This window comes from Acinetobacter sp. Leaf130 (assembly GCF_001423205.1).
Taxonomy (GTDB): domain Bacteria; phylum Pseudomonadota; class Gammaproteobacteria; order Pseudomonadales; family Moraxellaceae; genus Acinetobacter; species Acinetobacter calcoaceticus.
The window spans coordinates 122,876-140,225 of the sequence record NZ_LMOE01000005.1 but is presented as its reverse complement, the minus strand read 5'-3'; the positions used below and the strand labels follow the sequence as shown (position 1 = coordinate 140,225).

18 protein-coding genes are annotated in these 17,350 nt (G+C 35.0%); 11 read left to right on the top strand and 7 right to left on the bottom strand.

The features are described 5' to 3' along the window. Positions 1–580 precede the first annotated feature (580 nt). Positions 581–1,396, top strand: a complete 816-nt coding sequence (locus ASF86_RS11225; RefSeq protein WP_056482154.1) for a hypothetical protein — start codon at positions 581–583, stop codon at positions 1,394–1,396. A gap of 1 nt (position 1,397) precedes the next feature. Continuing rightward, complete coding sequence (locus tag ASF86_RS11220) at positions 1,398–2,267, top strand: hypothetical protein (protein ID WP_056482151.1); 870 nt, start codon at positions 1,398–1,400, stop codon at positions 2,265–2,267. Positions 2,268–2,289: 22 nt separating this feature from the next. Here the strand turns inward: ASF86_RS11220 and hemG are convergent, their stop codons facing one another. Continuing rightward, a complete protein-coding gene (hemG, locus tag ASF86_RS11215) occupies positions 2,290–2,844 on the bottom strand; it encodes a menaquinone-dependent protoporphyrinogen IX dehydrogenase (RefSeq protein ID WP_056482148.1) in 555 nt (184 codons plus the stop codon). An 814-nt stretch (positions 2,845–3,658) separates the two neighbouring features. Between hemG and ASF86_RS11210 the strand changes: the two genes are divergently transcribed. From ASF86_RS11210 to ASF86_RS11190, 5 genes are all read left to right on the top strand, one after another. After that, positions 3,659–3,871, top strand: a complete 213-nt coding sequence (locus ASF86_RS11210) for a DUF1737 domain-containing protein (protein ID WP_056482145.1) — start codon at positions 3,659–3,661, stop codon at positions 3,869–3,871. 228 nt (positions 3,872–4,099) lie between these two features. After that, positions 4,100–6,289: a TonB-dependent receptor gene (locus ASF86_RS11205; protein ID WP_056482142.1), complete on the top strand. Its 2,190-nt coding sequence runs from the start codon at positions 4,100–4,102 to the stop codon at positions 6,287–6,289. Positions 6,290–6,638: 349 nt separating this feature from the next. Then, the gene (locus tag ASF86_RS11200) at positions 6,639–7,334 is read left to right on the top strand and encodes an HNH endonuclease (RefSeq protein ID WP_201784117.1); all 696 of its coding nucleotides are present in this window, start codon (positions 6,639–6,641) and stop codon (positions 7,332–7,334) included. 2 nt (positions 7,335–7,336) lie between these two features. Continuing rightward, positions 7,337–7,726 (top strand): hypothetical protein, encoded by a 390-nt coding sequence (locus ASF86_RS11195; RefSeq protein WP_056482139.1) that lies wholly within the window; start codon positions 7,337–7,339, stop codon positions 7,724–7,726. After that, positions 7,713–8,042 carry a hypothetical protein gene (locus ASF86_RS11190; RefSeq protein WP_056482136.1) on the top strand — a complete coding sequence of 110 codons (330 nt, stop codon included), beginning with the start codon at positions 7,713–7,715 and terminating at the stop codon, positions 8,040–8,042. Before ASF86_RS11195 ends, ASF86_RS11190 begins: the two co-directional genes overlap by 14 nt. Before the next feature lie 232 nt (positions 8,043–8,274). Here the strand turns inward: ASF86_RS11190 and pyrE are convergent, their stop codons facing one another. Beyond that, on the bottom strand, positions 8,275–8,925 hold the full coding sequence (gene pyrE, locus ASF86_RS11185; protein ID WP_056482133.1) for an orotate phosphoribosyltransferase: 651 nt from the start codon (positions 8,923–8,925) through the stop codon (positions 8,275–8,277). A gap of 38 nt (positions 8,926–8,963) precedes the next feature. Here pyrE and ASF86_RS11180 point away from each other — a divergent pair, with 38 nt between their 5' ends. Beyond that, a complete protein-coding gene (locus tag ASF86_RS11180; protein ID WP_056482130.1) occupies positions 8,964–9,788 on the top strand; it encodes an exodeoxyribonuclease III in 825 nt (274 codons plus the stop codon). 454 nt (positions 9,789–10,242) lie between these two features. Next, on the top strand, positions 10,243–10,593 hold the full coding sequence (locus ASF86_RS11175) for an arsenate reductase (RefSeq protein ID WP_056482127.1): 351 nt from the start codon (positions 10,243–10,245) through the stop codon (positions 10,591–10,593). Between the two features lie 38 nt (positions 10,594–10,631). Here ASF86_RS11175 and ASF86_RS11170 read toward each other — a convergent pair whose 3' ends face one another. Then, positions 10,632–11,069, bottom strand: coding sequence for a DUF2147 domain-containing protein (locus tag ASF86_RS11170; protein ID WP_003654111.1), 438 nt, complete (start codon positions 11,067–11,069; stop codon positions 10,632–10,634). A 151-nt stretch (positions 11,070–11,220) separates the two neighbouring features. On the opposite strand from ASF86_RS11170, the gene ASF86_RS11165 reads away from it, so the two are divergent. Further along, complete coding sequence (locus tag ASF86_RS11165; protein ID WP_056482124.1) at positions 11,221–12,132, top strand: alpha/beta hydrolase; 912 nt, start codon at positions 11,221–11,223, stop codon at positions 12,130–12,132. Between the two features lie 174 nt (positions 12,133–12,306). Next, complete coding sequence (locus tag ASF86_RS11160) at positions 12,307–13,500, top strand: GGDEF domain-containing protein (RefSeq protein WP_056482121.1); 1,194 nt, start codon at positions 12,307–12,309, stop codon at positions 13,498–13,500. On the opposite strand, the gene dsbD is transcribed toward ASF86_RS11160, so the two are convergent. The 4 genes from dsbD to ASF86_RS11140 all read right to left on the bottom strand — a co-directional run bounded on the left by dsbD (position 13,495) and on the right by ASF86_RS11140 (position 17,169). Further along, positions 13,495–15,321, bottom strand: a complete 1,827-nt coding sequence (dsbD, locus tag ASF86_RS11155) for a protein-disulfide reductase DsbD (protein WP_056482118.1) — start codon at positions 15,319–15,321, stop codon at positions 13,495–13,497. The two genes, ASF86_RS11160 and dsbD, sit on opposite strands and share 6 nt — an antisense overlap. Positions 15,322–15,339: 18 nt before the next feature. Continuing rightward, positions 15,340–16,107 (bottom strand): transporter, encoded by a 768-nt coding sequence (locus tag ASF86_RS11150; protein WP_056482115.1) that lies wholly within the window; start codon positions 16,105–16,107, stop codon positions 15,340–15,342. 12 nt (positions 16,108–16,119) lie between these two features. After that, positions 16,120–16,665, bottom strand: coding sequence for an ankyrin repeat domain-containing protein (locus ASF86_RS11145; RefSeq protein WP_056482112.1), 546 nt, complete (start codon positions 16,663–16,665; stop codon positions 16,120–16,122). Between the two features lie 153 nt (positions 16,666–16,818). Next, positions 16,819–17,169 carry an HPF/RaiA family ribosome-associated protein gene (locus ASF86_RS11140; protein ID WP_004640014.1) on the bottom strand — a complete coding sequence of 117 codons (351 nt, stop codon included), beginning with the start codon at positions 17,167–17,169 and terminating at the stop codon, positions 16,819–16,821. Between the last annotated feature and the right edge of the window lie 181 nt (positions 17,170–17,350).

Genomic DNA, 17,350 nt, shown 5'->3' with positions numbered 1-17,350 from the left:
AGTTTGGTATGACAACTCTACTGATGACTCTAACCACTATATTTTCAAGTCAACTTCTTATCCACGATTCGGATAATTTAAAAATGCATTATCTATTAAGCTAAATTTAAAAATACATAGTGGCTTTTCATTTTATATAAAATAACTAATAAAAAAATACTTTTATTAATTAAACTTATTATTTATATAAAAATCACTATCTCATGGCATTATTAAAATTAATTTAAAAGGTGTTTAGAATAAATTAAATAAAACAACTCCCCCTTAAATTAATCTTATTATTTTAATAAAAAATATAAAAAAATTAATTTTAATGTTTACTATTTCAAATTCTTTAATATATATTGTGGTCTCAACCCTATATTACAGAGGATTTAAAAATGCGTATTGATGATTGTTTAGTAAACCTAGAACAAAATGTGTGTGATGGAAATGGTCAGTTAGCACTGATATGGTGGTTTATCTAATTTTTAGTTAGATAAAGAATTAGGGGTAATTAGAGTTTTTAATTCTATTACCCCTAATTACTTATTATAAATTCTTTCCAATTTAAAAATTAATATTATCAAATAAGCTTAAAATGAATAAACAGTTTAATTTTAATGAAGTTTTTAATGACATAGAATCTGTTTTTAGTAAAAATTCTATTAATCTAGATACATTCAATATATATTTATCACCCAAAGTTTATCAAACCATAGGTGAGTATTTATTAGAATTATTAGAAAGAAAACACGATTTTGTTCCTTCATTTAACCCGGCAATATCATCTCGCACAACATTACTTCAAACACAATCAATTCATTTAGAATTAGAAATTTTACCTGCAAATATTCCACCGAGGAATTTCATATCCTCTAACGGCAGCAAACAAGCTATTGGCGTATTGATCGGTAGTGCTAAAATACAAAGATTTTCAAAAAAAAATGATAAAAAAGAAATAATCGAAATTTCAGAAGAAATCATATCTAGTGGACAATCCACTTTAATAGATCATGAACTGGTGGTCGTAGAAAATAATTCTACAGTCTCAACTTATCTTTTATATTTAACTGATAATACAAATGTGACTAATGAATCAATAAGAGAAGTTTATTCTATAAATACTGGAAAATTTAGCCATATAGTATCAAATAGTCTTGCATCATCACGTTTAGAACTTATGTTGTTTACTATGGGACATATGAATTATAAAGATTGTTCAGATGTAGCAGAACATTTAGCTTTTAATCATAATGATTACTTTATTAGATGGGAAGCTACAAGAACTTTCTGTAAAGTAAACCCTGATCAAGCAGAAATATTCCTTTCAAGAGTTTTAGCAGAAGAACAACATCCTCATGTTATTAATGCTATTAATCAAAGTTTATTTTTAATCCAAAATAGGAATAAATAAAATGAATAAAGATAAAATCTCTTTAGATGAATTTATTGATTATATTAAAAAAAATATAGACTTAGATGATCTAAATTCCATTAACTCTGCTGCTCCAATGTTGATAAAATTAAGTAACGATAAAGACTTATTACCTAAAGCTGTATGTGAAGAATTAAGGTACTCAAATAAACCTTTTCAAGAAAATAATCCTTATCAAGCTAGTGGTTATGTTCTTTATAAAGATGAAGATTTTGTAATAAGGGCAGTTTGCTGGATTTCAGATAAAGAAAGAAAATTTGTAAATGTAGATGTTGATCGAGGTCTACTAATTTATTCTATAGCACATGATCATGATTTCAGTTTCTTAACAGTTGGTCATTATGGCTCAGGTTACTATACAGAAACTTATGAATATGATTATGATTCAGTTATAGGTAAAACTGGAGAAAGTATTGAAATGAAAAAGATCTCTTTCAATCAATTAAAACCAGGCCAAACCTATCTCTTCCGTGCAGGTAAAGAAATACATCAGCAACGCTCTCCAGATGATTTTTCTATTAGCCTAAATTTGATTGTGCGAAAACGAGGTCAACAGCGATTTAATGACCAATATGCTTTTGATTTAACCAATAAGAAAATCATAAGACCTTTGGAAAACGACACATTCAAAAGAGCCCAAACTGTACATCTTATAGCTGATTTACTCGGTTCTAAATGCTTAGACAGTTTTTGGAAATTAAAAGATTCCCATAGTTGTAGAAGAACACGTATTGAAATAATGAAGGAACTAACTAAATTTAACCCGACTTTACGTAATGAAATTTGGGAAAATGCAAAGCTAAGTTCTGATACCATACTTTCTAATGCAGCGTTCGAAGCTCTAAAATAATATCTTTATTAGTCAAATGAATTTACTGACTGCCAAAATTATTTTGATATTTAAAAATATCAACTATTTTGATAGCAAATAAGGAAACTTTATTCCAATCTGTAAACTCAAATGTCTTAGATAAATTTGTAGGTCCATTGGTTAGATACATTATAAATTTTATCATGTATCTATCAATAATATTATATTTAGGATAATTAATAGCTCCTGAAAAAACACCAACAATATCAGGTTTCCAATTTGTCTTTTCTTTAAATTTTTTAAAATAATTATCTAATTCTGGTATATCTCTACCTTTTTTTCTAGCTGTTGCACTGACTGAAAAGAAACCATTATTTATTGATTCTAACTCTTGCAAGTTATTTTCAATAAATTTATAAAGAGATTGACTATAGTTTCCATAACGAATACTAGCACCTATAAGAATGAAATCATATTTAATATCTATTTTAGAGTAATCATCTATAGAAAAAACAGAAATTTTAAAACCATAACTAAGCAATATATCTTTTATATAGTTGCTTATTTTTAATGTTTGACCATCTGTAGTGGAAAACAATATAAGAATATTTTTCATTTACAATACAATCCTTCAATATATTAATAAATTAAAATTGATTAATTCTATATAATATTTTAAAATTAATCCAATAACATTTACAACTAAAACTATTTTTAGACATATGAAAAGCTACAAATATCTATATCATATATACGACTTTTTATTAGCGATTTATTTTTGTAAGATCAAAAATAAATTTGGATCGAATAAAAATAAATTACTATTCACAATTAACCCAAATACTTTTTCACCCAAGGATCCATAATTCAAATCATTGGATTATTTTTATGTACTAATTGATATTCACATAAAGTCTCTATTTTATTAGGTTGTTTCAAGTGATATTCATCTGATCAAAAAACTCAACAAAATCCATGCTCTTTCAGTTTTCTTTTTAAACCTTGACTGATACAACAACTATCCACTAATACTTTGTTTATAAAAATTTGACTCATTTCTCAATCGCTCTAATATAGGAAATGTATAATTTAAAGCCATAAAACCATCTCAATGAGCTTTTATCAAGAAATACAATATGGGCTATTGATTTCAAGGTAAACTTTTAAATAAACGAATTTGTTATTATTTTAACTGTGAGAAAAATGTTTTGAAATTATTAAATTCGAAACACTTTTATAAAATAGCAATAAAGCTAATTTGTGAAACACTCAGTTGAACTATTTTCATTCTTAAAAGATGTCAATTTGGTGTGGTAACTCTACTGATGACTCCAGCGCTTATATTTTTTAATTCAATTCCTTATTCGCGATTAGACTAAGGTAAATTCAGTTAAACTATGACCATAAAATATTATTTTTAAAGGCTAAAGATGAAACTTTATCGCTATTTAACTGGCCCTGATGACTCTGCTTTTTGTGCACGAGTAACTAAAGCACTGAATCACGGCTGGGAATTATATGAAGCACCCAGCATGACCTTTAATGGCACGCATGTGATTGTTGGACAAGCAATTTGCAAAACGATTGACGAGAATTATGATCCAGAAATGGATATTTTAGATATTCTCAAAAATAATACTTAACTCAAATATTTCCTTTCATCTCTAAAAACATCTTCTTAATCTAAATTAATAACTCAAGCTAACCAATACTCCCCCTTGTTAGCTTGAGCAATCGCTACATCCTTTCAAAAATAAAGACTTAAAAAAGCAATCTCATAAATTTTAAAGACAATAGTTCTTTTATTCTAAACAAAGAAATGATTATAATTATCATTTGTACTTTTATTTTTGTTAACTGATTTTATCTTTATGTTAAGAATTTCTATATCATCTCCCCAAATTAAGCGTCTTTTCCCGCTCAGCTTACTCAGTTTAATGATCTTGAATATCCAAGCTGTATACGCTGAAGACTCTAGTAACTCATCCTCGAAAGCTGCAGCGACCATGCCCACCATAAAAATTGAGGCTATGAGTGAGTTAGACCCAATTAAAAGCTATATCGACTATGACAAAGCCAATGTCACACGTAATGGCTTAGATAAAAAAGATATCCCTCAAACCGTTGATACCATTGATGTTCAGAAATATAAAGTCTATGGCTCAAATGATTTAAGCGTTATGCTGCAAGGTACCCCAGGGGTATCTACCAATTACGATATGCGTGGTGATGGCATTACCATTCGTGGTTTTGGTGCTGATACAGGAGATATTTACCGTGATGGCATACGTGAAAGTGGGCAAGTACGCCGTAGTACTGCCAATATTGAGCGTATTGAAATTTTAAAAGGCCCCGCTTCTGTTTTATATGGCCGTAGTGCTGGTGGCGGGGTTGTGAATATGGTGAGTAAATTCGCCAATTTCGATTCTAAAAGTTCAGTTGGTGCGTACGCAGGTTCATACGATAACTATGGAACCACTGCCGACATCAACCAAGTCATTAATGACAATTTAGCAGTACGCCTTACGGGAGAATATGGTGAGTCAGGGAGCTTCCGCTCTGGTATTGAAAATAAAATTGAGATGTTTTCACCAAGTTTTACTTATAAAAATGACGATGGAACGCTTACTTGGACCACACAATATACGTATGACAAATTAGGCCGTGTACCCGACCGCGGACCATCACATGACATTCTGCCTACGGGAACCTCTATCAAAACAGGATTTGCGCAAGACGGCGATTATGTTGATGATATTTTGCAAGTTGTGCGTACTGACGTAAATTACCAATATGCGCCTGATTGGAACTTTCACTGGGCAGCGAGTTACAGACAAGCAGAACAGAACTTTGACCATTTTTACTTTGGAACTTATTGTGGGTTAGATGGAAAAAACTCAAAGAATGAGTCTTGTACTAAAAAAGGTTACATCGACCAAATTTACTACTGGCAACAAACCAGCAATAAGACCACCACCAATACATTTGATATTAAGGGCAAGTTCAAAACAGGTTCGCTTGAACATCAAATCATGATGGGTACAGACTGGACTTATGAACAGCGAGAGCCACGTCTAGCCAATAAAACTCAAAATGGGTCAGCCATTTATGGTTACGTTAATCCATTCACGGGCGAACGTGAATATAGTCGTGGCAATGGCCCATTAGAAATTAGACAGCACAACTATAATGAAGGCACAACTTATGGCGTATTTATTCAGGATTTAATTGGTCTAAATGACCAACTTAAACTGATGATGGGTGTCCGCTACGATTACTTCGACTTTTCAACCACCAACACATTAACTAATGAACACCGTAATGTAAAAAATGGCAGCTTTAGCCCGAATGTTGGCTTGGTATGGCAACCGCTTCCTGAACATAGCTTTTATACATCTTACTCTAAGAGCTTTGCACCGTTTGGTGGACAAATGGGTGTTAACCAAGTTACTGGAATCACCGATGTCACAAAAATGGATAAAGAGCCTCAATATAACGAGCAATATGAAGTTGGGGTAAAAAGCGAATGGTTAGATAGTCGTTTAAATACTCAATTTTCTGTCTTTGATATTCGTAAGAATAATATTCGCTATAAACCAAAGCCTAATGAACAACCAGAGGTATGGGCAACTGCTGGTCAACATCAATCTCGTGGTCTCGAATTTAGCTTTATTGGCCGCGTACTTGATAATGTCTTTGTTCGAGGTGGTTATGGCTACACAGATGCAAAAGTAAAAGAAGACAAACAAAAGCCTGAACAAGAAGGTAACTATTTAGCAAATACATCTAAGAACACTGGTAATTTATTTGTTCGTTATTTACCAACTGAACAGTGGTATACCGAGGTGGGCGTGACCTATGTCGGGTCTTATTATCCAAATATTAATAATCAGGTAAAAATGGAAGGCTTCAATCGTGTCGATGCAGCAATTGGCTATAGTGCAGACCCTTGGAATGTCACACTTGCAGTAAATAACCTAACCAATAAAGAATACTGGCGCTCAGACAGCATGCCAGGCACACCACGTAATGTGTTATTGCGTTTGAATTATCAGTTTTAAATAGAAATATATAAAAGGCATACTCTTATTGAGGTATGCCTTTTTCTCTTTAGATACCGTATTTTTCGCGATAAGCTTGCATATTTGCTAGCGCTTCTTTTTCGCCTTTGGTGATGACTGAATAAGATCAACAAAACAAGTTAGGTATGAGCTTGGAGTATAAGAAGTGTGATATAAAAGATTTCGAATAGATCACAAAAAATAGTAAATTAAAGGATTTTTTAAAAAACTATATTTTACTAACTTAATGCTATCTTTTAATTTTAAATCATATTCTTATTTTGATTTTGATTTTGATTTTGATTTTGATTTTGATTTACAATTATGCGGTTAATTTTGAGAAAATCTTATGGCTAAGATTACTGAGAAAAGTTTAAAAATATTATGGGGTACATCTGGAAATCGTTGTGCATTTCCGGACTGTGATATTGAAATTACAGCTATTCCTCAACAAGGTTCTGGATATACATTAGGTGAAATGGCGCATATTAAAGGGGATAAACCAGACTCTTGTCGATATGATTCAAGTCAAACAGATTTAGAAAGACATAGTCATAATAATTTAATTTTATTGTGCCCAACACATCATACCATTATAGATAAACCTGAAAATTTAATTATTTACACAGTTGATGTTCTCATGGAAATGAAAGAGAACCATGTACAACATATTAAAGATAAATTGAAAGTAGATCCAATAAGCAGTTTAGAGGATTTAAAGCAAAAGATTAGTACTTATTTGACAGATAACCATACTTATTGGAGTAATTATGGTCCTATCTCTGAAAGAGCTAAGCGTCATCCACATAGCATTAGTTTATACAATTTATGGTTACAAATTCGGTTAGAGAAAATTGTTCCTAATAACAGGGCTATATTTCAATTGCTCAAAGTTAATAGAAGCCTTTTTGCTAATGAGCATCAACTAATTATCAGTAATTTCATGACTCATGTAGAAAGTTATGAAAGTTGGGTTCTTAGTGATGATACTTACGAATCTGTATTACCTTTCCCAGAAACTTTTCAACAGTTAATTTTAGGATAACTATGCCAGCAGCAAATGAAGATTTTCCTTGGATGAGCTATTACAAAAATTATAATAGTTTTTTAAGCAAAATCAGAAACCATGATCAAGTAGTAACTGTAGAAGTAATTGATGCTCCTAATGGTTTATTTAATATCGTGCAAGAAAATCGAACTTTAAGAGTTTTTATATGTGAATGTTACTCTTTCGGTGTAGCTGAATATGAAGAAGCTATAGAGTTTTTCGAAACTCTTGATGCAATTATTATTAATTCTAATTGGTGTAAGTATACCCCTGAAGTAAAACAACATTGTAAAGAACATAGGGTAGGTATATTTAATATATCAGAGTTCTTTGGTGCTATTAACCTTACTAATTTTTGGAATTATATACCTCCAGATGAAAGATCATGAGCATACAGAAATATTAAAGATATATGGATTTGGCTCCTTTTTTAAAGGAGCTGAAACATTTAATGATATAGATTTTTTAATCATTCATCAGTCAATTTCGAAAGCTTCATGTAAAGCTGCTATAGATTGCAAAAGAATGATATTAAAAGAAATTAAGAATTCCCATATTTCTATTTTGTCTACTAAAGAAGAATGTTCTATTCAATTTATTGAAAAAAGTAATGCACTTTTTTTATGTGAATTATTTGCTAGTCGTATGGAACGTGATTTAAGCAACTTATTGGATAAAATAATAAAGAATATTAGGGCTCTATAAAGTTAAGTTTCTCTACAATTAACAAAATGCAGCTTATGCTAAATACTTAAAATATTCCTATTTGTATCAATATCTTAACCTAAATCACTCTAGGTTTCCGCACTCTGGAACGGTTTTTTATGATTTTTCACGCCCCACGACTATCATTTAACCAATACCATTAGATCAACTCAATAATTTAATTAAATTATAAAAAAAGGAAGCAGAAGCTTCCTTTTTTTATACCTAATCCTTAAATACCGTATTTTTCACGATACGCTTGCATATTTGCTAGCGCTTCTTTCTCGCCTTTGCCTTCTAAATAATCCATTAAATCTTTCATGGTAATGAGTGCGTGAACAGGAATTTCTAATTCTTTTTGAACTTCTTGAATTGCAGAAAGTTCACCTTGACCACGTTCTTGACGATCTAGCGCAACTAAAACACCCGCAATAGTTGCGCCAGCGTTTTTCAAAATCGTTACAACTTCACGAATCGCTGTACCTGCGGTAATCACGTCATCAATAATCCAGACTTTTTTACCTTCAACCGCAGCACCAACTAAAACACCGCCTTCACCATGATCTTTCGCTTCTTTACGGTTAAAGCCCCATGGCACACTTTTGTTATGTACTTGCGACAAGGCAACAGCAGTCGCTGCTACAAACGGAATGCCTTTGTAAGCTGGTCCAAAAATAACATCAACATTTTGGCATTGTGTTAATTTATCGGCATAGCCTTGTGCTAAAAGAGATAAAGCTTCACCATCGTTGAGTAGGCCTGCATTAAAAAAATAAGGACTCACGCGTCCAGATTTTAAAGTAAACTCACCAAATTTAAGCACACCGCGTGATAATGCGAGTTCGATAAATGCTTGCGGGTTAAATGACACAGGCGTTGTCATGAGGTGCTCCAAATTCACAATTGAGGTTAAATTTTCGCATGATACCAAAGGATCAGTATCCAAGTGATGTAAAAATTCTTCGAGTCGTTTCCATTAACGTAAATGGCTTGCGTTCTTCGGTGACGAAAGGCTTACTTGAATGGTTAGAACAATCAGATGCCGATGTCGTATGCATGCAGGAAAGCCGCATTACCCATGAACAATGGACTGAAAAATTTAGACCCGAAGGATGGCATACCCATCTCTTTCCAGCAGAGCGTGCAGGTTACGCAGGAACTGCCATATATAGCCGCTTACCCTTTGTCTCTGTTAAAGATGGTTTAGGGTTTGAGTTGGCTGACAGTCAAGGTCGCTTTATTTCTGCTGAATTCGATTTAGGTTTGTCACATCCGGTACATATTGCGTCATTATACTTACCTTCGGGCTCAAGTGGTGAAGAAGCGCAAGCACGTAAAGATTTATTTTTAAGTGAATACGCGAAAATATTGAAGCAATGGCGTGATGAAAATAAGTCAGTCATCATTTGTGGTGACTACAACATTGTTCATAAACGCATTGATATTAAAAACTGGTCAGGTAATCAAAAATCATCTGGCTGTTTACCGCATGAACGTGCTTGGCTTGACCATATTTACGATGAGCTTGGTTATGTTGATACCTTCCGTGTAGTTCGCACAGAAGCAGAACTTTATTCATGGTGGTCAAATCGCGGTCAAGCTCGTGCAAAAAATGTAGGATGGCGTATTGACTATCAAGCCTGCTCACCAGACTGGAAAGCACGCACAACCAATGCATGGGTCTTTAAAGATCAATGGTTTAGTGACCATGCACCCGTTATTATCGACTATAAAATTCAAGAATAAGTGAACAGTTGTTCACTTACCTTGTCGTTTTCGCTTACAGCATATGTCGTTTTTGAGTATTTTTCTTACACAGCTTTAACGGCATTATAGCCCCACGGCACAGGGAAGCAGTCAGGATGACGCAAAAGGATAGGACGCCGTAGGAAGATAAAATAAACTTATGATAAGTTTATTTGCAAGGATGTGACATTGGACGTTGAAATGAGACCCGCATGATCAGGATGATTAAATGCGGGTTTTCTCTTTTCAATCTCTTATTTTTTGCGCTAAGTTCTTTTAGTTTTAACTTTTTCTTATTAAGCTCATTATCGCTTTGTCTTATGACAATAACATGACATTTCTCTTTCGATTAATCATTAATTTTCATTTGTTTTAAAAGTATCTGTATAAAGTAGTGCTCAAATGCTTTTTGGGTTAGGCTGTGTGCTCTCTCTTTTTGACATGGTCCGATAAAATGTTAAAAATTTATGGAATCAAAAACTGTAATTCAATGAAAAAAGCATTTGATGCCTTACAAGCTAAAGGGCTTAACTATGATTTTCATGATTATAAAAAACAAGGGATCGATGCAGATACTCTAAAAATTTGGTTAAAAGAAATTGGGCAAGACACGGTTCTAAACAAAAAAGGAACCACTTGGCGCAAGCTATCAGAAGAAGAACAAACGCGTGCGTTAAGCAGTGAAGACAACCTTATTGAAGCACTTGTTGCTCAACCAAGTTTAATTAAAAGACCAGTTTTACAAACCTCCCAAGGTTTTATCGTCGGTTTTGATGAAACAACCTATCAAAATATCCAAGCATAAAAAAACGAGCCATTTGGCTCGTTTTTTTATTAAAACTTTTAGTTAGCGCGAATCCATGTTTGGTTACGACCAAGTGCAGAAACACCGATATAGCCACGCAATTTAAGCTTCTTACCACCATCTGTTAACTCACCTTTCAATTTGTAAGTTTTGCCAGATTTAGGATCTAAAATCGTACCGTTTTCATAACTGTTGCCACCTACATTTTTTAAATTATGTACAATGGTGACACCTTTAAGTGGTTTGTTTTTGTACGGACCTTCACATTTTGTACAAGCGTTTTCTTCGCCCGGTGTCAAAATGTTTTGAATGGTTGCAGTTAAGGTTCCATCCTTCTGTTCCGTAAATTTAACTACGGCTTTTGGCTTATTGGTCTGATCATCAATTGTTTTCCATACCGTTCCATTGAGTGTATCAGCCGCATTGGCAAATGCAGCCATACCAATGAGTCCTAAAGCTAAAGCAATCTTTTTCATTTTTGTAATATCCTTGGGTCTTTCAAGATTTTAGTATTCAGAAGTCGCAAAGATATTGCAATTTTTGAATGTGACTGTTTCGTGTAACCTTGTAATCTTGCAAAATAAAATTTACAAGAAAACAAGAAACTAGCATAAAAATGGATGCTCTATGAATATATCAAATGTTTGGAAATATTACTTTACAGAAACTTTTCTTAAAACAACAATTCGCAAGCCAAGTCAGCTAAATTTACCGCCTACTGCCTTACGTCCTGTTTTAGACCAAATGTGTCGTGCTTTTCCACGACAAAAAAATGTCTCTGTTCGCCCAATTCGGCTGGCAGGCATTAAAGGTGAAGAAATCAAACCGCAAGATCATGCTACTCAACTGATTTTTCATATTCACGGCGGTGCTTTTTTTCTTGGCAGTATCAAAACACACCATGCTTTTATGACAGATTTGGCTGCTCGCACCCAAATGCAAGTTATTCATGTGGATTATCCGCTTGCACCAGAACATCCTTACCCTGAGGCAACCGAAGCTCTATATGACATCTATCAATCTTTAGTCGTACAAGGTGTTCAGCCAAAAGATATTATTTTATCGGGTGATTCGTGCGGAGCCAATTTAGCATTAGCACTTTGTTTACGCTTAAAAGAACAACCTGAGCTCATGCCGAGTGGCCTGATTTTATTGTCGCCTTTTTTAGATTTAACGCTGACAAGCGAATCATTAAGATTTAACCAGAAACATGATGCCCTGCTTTCGCTTGAAGCCCTGCAAACAGGGATCCAGCATTATATTGGCAATCAGATTGCAGCCGATGACCCAAGTGTTTCGCCTATTTTCGATGACTTGCATGGCCTACCGCCGACTTTGGTTCAAGTAGGTTCTAAAGAAATATTATTAGACGATGCCAAGCGTTTTAGAGAAAAAGCCGAAGATGCAGGTGTTAAAGTTCAATTCAAACTTTATACAGGTATGTGGCATAACTTCCAGATGTTTAATGCATGGTTTGATGAGGCAAAACAAGCATTGGCAGATATTGCTGAATTTGCCCATGAACTCGATAAAACTTAATTTATCTATGAATGATGTGAACAGTGAATAAAACTTTTCACATTATTTTCTTTATAAAAAGTCATCATGTATAAATTGAAAATCATGTTATGTTTAAAAAATAAATTATTTAGATAATTCAATTTTAGGATGGTCCAACAAAGAGGCATCTATATTTAGGAGCCCTTACTTATTATGAAAAGTCGTTTAATCACTCATCCAATACATAGAACAAAACAGGTGATAATCGATTTCATCCACAATAATCACATCATTAACTGGACGCCATTACAAAAAAGCGCCCTCATGCTCACACTTGCCTGTGCAATGAATTTCAGTTGGATTTTATGGAAAGGCTATATTTTAATTACACCAAGTGTCTGGCAATGGGCACATTTACCTTTAGTTGAATCGCAAATCTGGTTAAATCTATTTACCTTATTCTTATTAGCTTCATTGATTATTCCCTGCTATCGCTACAAAAATCATGAGTGGGCACAAAAAATTATTCCGTTTATTAGCGTGCAATTCTTTGCACTCATGCTATGTCACGATGGATATTTAATTGGCAGTATTAGCCCTGCAACCATGGTGGGTTATGTCGGCACCATTGGTGTGGGTTTGGTGTTATTTGATAGAAAAATTGTTTATAGCGCCCTCGTGCCTGCGACCGTTATTTTAACCGTATGTACTTATTTGAGTATGAAAGGTACTTTGCCTTATGCGCCGTTATTTAATCTTATTGCTATGCAACGTGCTCAAACTAACCCCTTTTGGTTAGGAAGCATGGCATTTTTTATTATGCCCATTTTATTGGCTTGTTTTATTTTATTTGAAATATTACTCACCCAATGGCGTCAGCGCGAAACTTATATTCAACGCCTAAGCCAACTCGACCCATTAACCAACGTATTAAATAGACGTAGTTTAAATACGCATTTAGAGTCACTACACCAACAGCAATTTGATTATGCGGTTGTACTTCTGGATATTGATCACTTTAAAAAAATTAATGATATTTACGGGCATCATCAAGGCGATCAGGTTTTAATTGAAATTGCCCAATGCCTATCAAACAACGTGCGTAGTGAAGATATTATTGGTCGATTTGGTGGCGAGGAGTTTATTTTATTGCTCCCCCATACCGATATTATTCAAGCAGAAAAAATTGCTGAGCGCTGCCGCCATGCTTTAGAAGAACTGCTAGTTTTTAGCACTCAAAATAATCCCATTCATCTTAGCGCGAGTTTTGGAATAAGTTGTTCAGCATTTGCACAAGACCCTTATCTTGTTATTCGGCAGGCAGACCAAGCGCTTTATGCCGTAAAAGCCTCAGGACGTAATCAGGTACGTACATTTCATCAGACTGAGGCTGTTAATACGCTATGATTCTTTTAGTTTTGCCAAACTTGCGAGTTGCTGTAAAAGTTCTTGCTGGCTAAAGGCACCCGTTAAACGCAATGCACGAATTTCTTTTTGCTCTGGGCTTAAGAATAAATAGGTAGGTGGTCCTAAAATGTTCCATTGTTTTAGTAGAGCCTCATGTGACTGATCATAATGGCTCAAATCAAGCTTAATTAAATAATATGGCGCAAGAGCAGATTGAACCTCGGGTGCTTTTAAAATACGGTGTTCAATCGGTTGGCAGGCAACACACCAGTCTGCATAAACATCAACTACAATAGCCCGATCAGCTGGAGCAGCCGCTAAAATTTTCTGAAAATCTGCTGCTGTAGTTGCAATATGCCACTCGGCCATATGCTCGGAACTTTGCAAATTTCGATTATGAATATGTTGATACTGGTTATAGGCTACAAAGGGTGTAACGATTAGCAATAAAATCGCATAGAGCCATTGTAGCTGCCCTTTTTTCCAGAAAAACTGATAAACAGCATAAGCTATAAAAGCGAGTCCTAATACTAGACTAAGTACTTGCATACCCCAATCAGGCAATAAAGGACGAATAAAGTAAAGGCTTAAACCCAACATCAGGAAAGCAAAAATCACTTTAATCTGATGCATCCAGTCGCCAGCTTTAGGTAAAAATTTTGCACCTAATATGCTCGCGAGCAATAAGGGAATTCCCATTCCAAAACCTAGGCAGAATAAAAGCAAAGCCCCTTGCCATTGATTTTGTGTTTGAGAAATAAATAATAAAGTTCCAGCCAGAGGTGCAGTCATACAAGGACCCACCAAGAGCGCAGAAACTACCCCCATGACGCCAGCACCTACTAAAGTTCCACCTTGTTGCATGGACTGAATGCGATCAAGTCGGTTTAACCATGTTTGCGGCAAACGAAGCTCAAACAAGCCAAATAGATTCAGCGCAAATACAATAAACAGCAAACTAAAAGCAATTAAAGTAGCAGGCTGTTGTAGCCAGCGTTGGAAATTTAAGCCTGCTGAAGAAGCAATTAAACCTAAACCTGCATAAACCAATGCCATACTACACACAAAGGTAAGTGCAATCACCCAAGCTTTTAAGCCTTTATGCTCTCGAATAATCAACGAAGTTAAAATAGGAAGCATTGGTAAAGAGCATGGCGTAAATGCGAGCAGCATGCCTAAACCTAAAAATAATAAAATCCCATACCAAAGAGAGTGTTCGATCAGTTTAGCTGACCAAATCTGATCTTGTGCAATTTGTGGTGTAGTTGTATCAACAGCCGTTTGTGTACTCTGCTCTTTTTTTAAAGATTCTGAATCTGACGAGGCATCTGGTTGCATATTTGCTAAATCTAGTAATCGTTTTGGCGCTGTTCCTGCTTGGTTCTGCACACCAACTAAGCCATCTGCATCGGTTTGAAACTCAATGGTTTGCGGCGGGTAACAAATACGGTCTTTGGCGCAGCCCTGCCAAGTCACACTGTAGTGTTCTGAGGGCTTTGTCTTAATTTGAAAATTAACTTGATTGTAGTAAACCTGACTTTGTCCATAATTTTCATCATATTGAGCAACAGCTTTAGGTAACTTTAAAGCTAAAGGTTGAGTACCTTGTTGTACGGTAAATTTATGCTGATATAGATAGTAATTTGGCTGAATCTGCCAAGATAAACTTGCAGTATGCGGTTCAGAAGATTCAACCGAAAATGAAAAAGCTTGTTCGGGTGACAGTAGCTTATCTTGTGCAGAAACCAACTGGCTAAACACACATACAGCAACAGCTAGAAAATAAAGAATTCCCTGATGAATAAGCTTTTTCATTAACATAAATTTAAATTGCTTCGATTAGAACAAGAATGACACGCCTAAGCCACCGTTGTAGCTCTTGTCTTGACCATTTAAATCGACGCCTATGCTTGCATCAAGCTGGGTACGATTATTTACCGCATAAACTAGACCTGTACCTAGACCATATTCATAGTCTTGGCTTTCAGCTTTACGGTAAATGAACTCTGAATAACCTGAGAGTTTACCTGCGATTTTATAGTCAATGGTTGGTACTGCTGTCACTGCCCAATCACTATTTTGCACTTCATAGCGCATGGTAATTGAAGTACCTACTAAATCACTATATTGGTAAGCTACCGCAGAGGTAAGGCTATAAATGTCGTCATGTGCCGTAAATTCATCATTTCCGGTTGCAATGATCGCCTCAGCCAACACTGCCATAGACAATCTGTCATCTTTTAAATCAATCGCTTTTTTTAAACCGATGCTTACGTCACCAAAACCTGAATTGTCAGTTTTTTTACCCGCACGTTTGGTTTGAGTCCATGCTGGACCCTGCCATCCTAACTGTAATTCTAAGTCACGACCCAAACCTGTACGGAACAACATATCCTCATTTACAGTTACAGTCTTTTCTTTAACACCATCAACAGTCGACTCTGTATAAGTTGCGCTAGGTAAACCTTGCTCCCAAGCCAAATTCCCTACAGGGGTAATACCCGTCCCCATTCCTGCCCCTGGGCGGTCAAACGAGAACTCTGCGGCAAAAGTACTTCCTGCAGCAACAGTGGTGAGAGCAAAAGTTAAAATTTGTACTATTTTCATTTTAATATCCAATCAAGCAGTTAATTCTTTTGTCATTTTAGCCCCATGACGGCGCAATAATTCTAATGTTTCACGCTCTTCTTCAAGCGATTCTGACCAATCTATTTCATCAAATTCACAATCAAAGAACAACTGACTGATTGAAGATAAAATAGTGAGTCCTTCTTCATCACGTGAGTTTGGATCAACTTTTTCATCGAGTAAACGTTGAACAGCTGGAGCACATGCCGAGCTTGCAGCATCCCATAACGGACCGTAAAACTCTTCTGCATCCCAGAGATGTACATTGGCTTTAGCCTGAATCAAAGCTTCGAGAATCTCAAGGTAAACCTGTAACGCTTGTTGCTTTTCTTCTTTTGATAATGGTGTACCTGCTTCATAAGCTTCCGATACATTTTCCCACCATTTAAAAATTCCGTCACAGATAATTGATACAGGTGGCCCCTGTTCCGGATCAATAAAGTTCGGATCAAGTCCTTCAGCAAGTAATTTTTGCACTTGCGCGAGTTCTAATTCTTCTATGGCTTTAATTAAAGCTTGCTGCTGGGTGGTTAACATGACCATCTCTCAAAAATATATTAGGGCTATTATGCCTAATCTCTTCTCCAGATTTTAGAGGTTGATTGCATTGCATTGCAAACCTAATGTTGTGAATAGTTTTATTTTCATCAGATATAAAAAAAGCCCCGAAGGGCTTTTTACCGTTTTCAATTAAACTTCATCATCAATGAATTCTGGTTGCCCACCTCTCGGGTGTTCTTTTTTCTCAAAAGTATGTTCGAGGCTACGTTTTAATTTTTCAATTGCACCATGAATTGAAGCATCAATATTTCCTGCTTTATGGTGCACTGCAACTGGTTTCAAACCTGAAGGACGTGCTTCAATCATACAGTGGATATCTTTGTCACCACTTTTGTCCCCATTTTCATCACTAAAATGAACCGAGAAATGCGTAATACGTTCGCTATGACGTTGGAATTCTTGAGTAAGTTCTGCACGTACATAAGTAATTAAACGTTCGCTATTATGGATGTTTTTATCTGTGCGGATTTCTATATTCATAAATACCATCCTCTCTTTCTTACTGTGGATCTTTTCTATGCAAAACTTTTTTATGTTGGCATGTTTTAAGCATGCATGAACTGACTTCAATTGTACATTTTGATGGTGTAATGGTTTGTTATCTCCTGACTTAAACGTACTGCTTTTAATTTATTTTGAAGATCTTCATATCTTCAATATC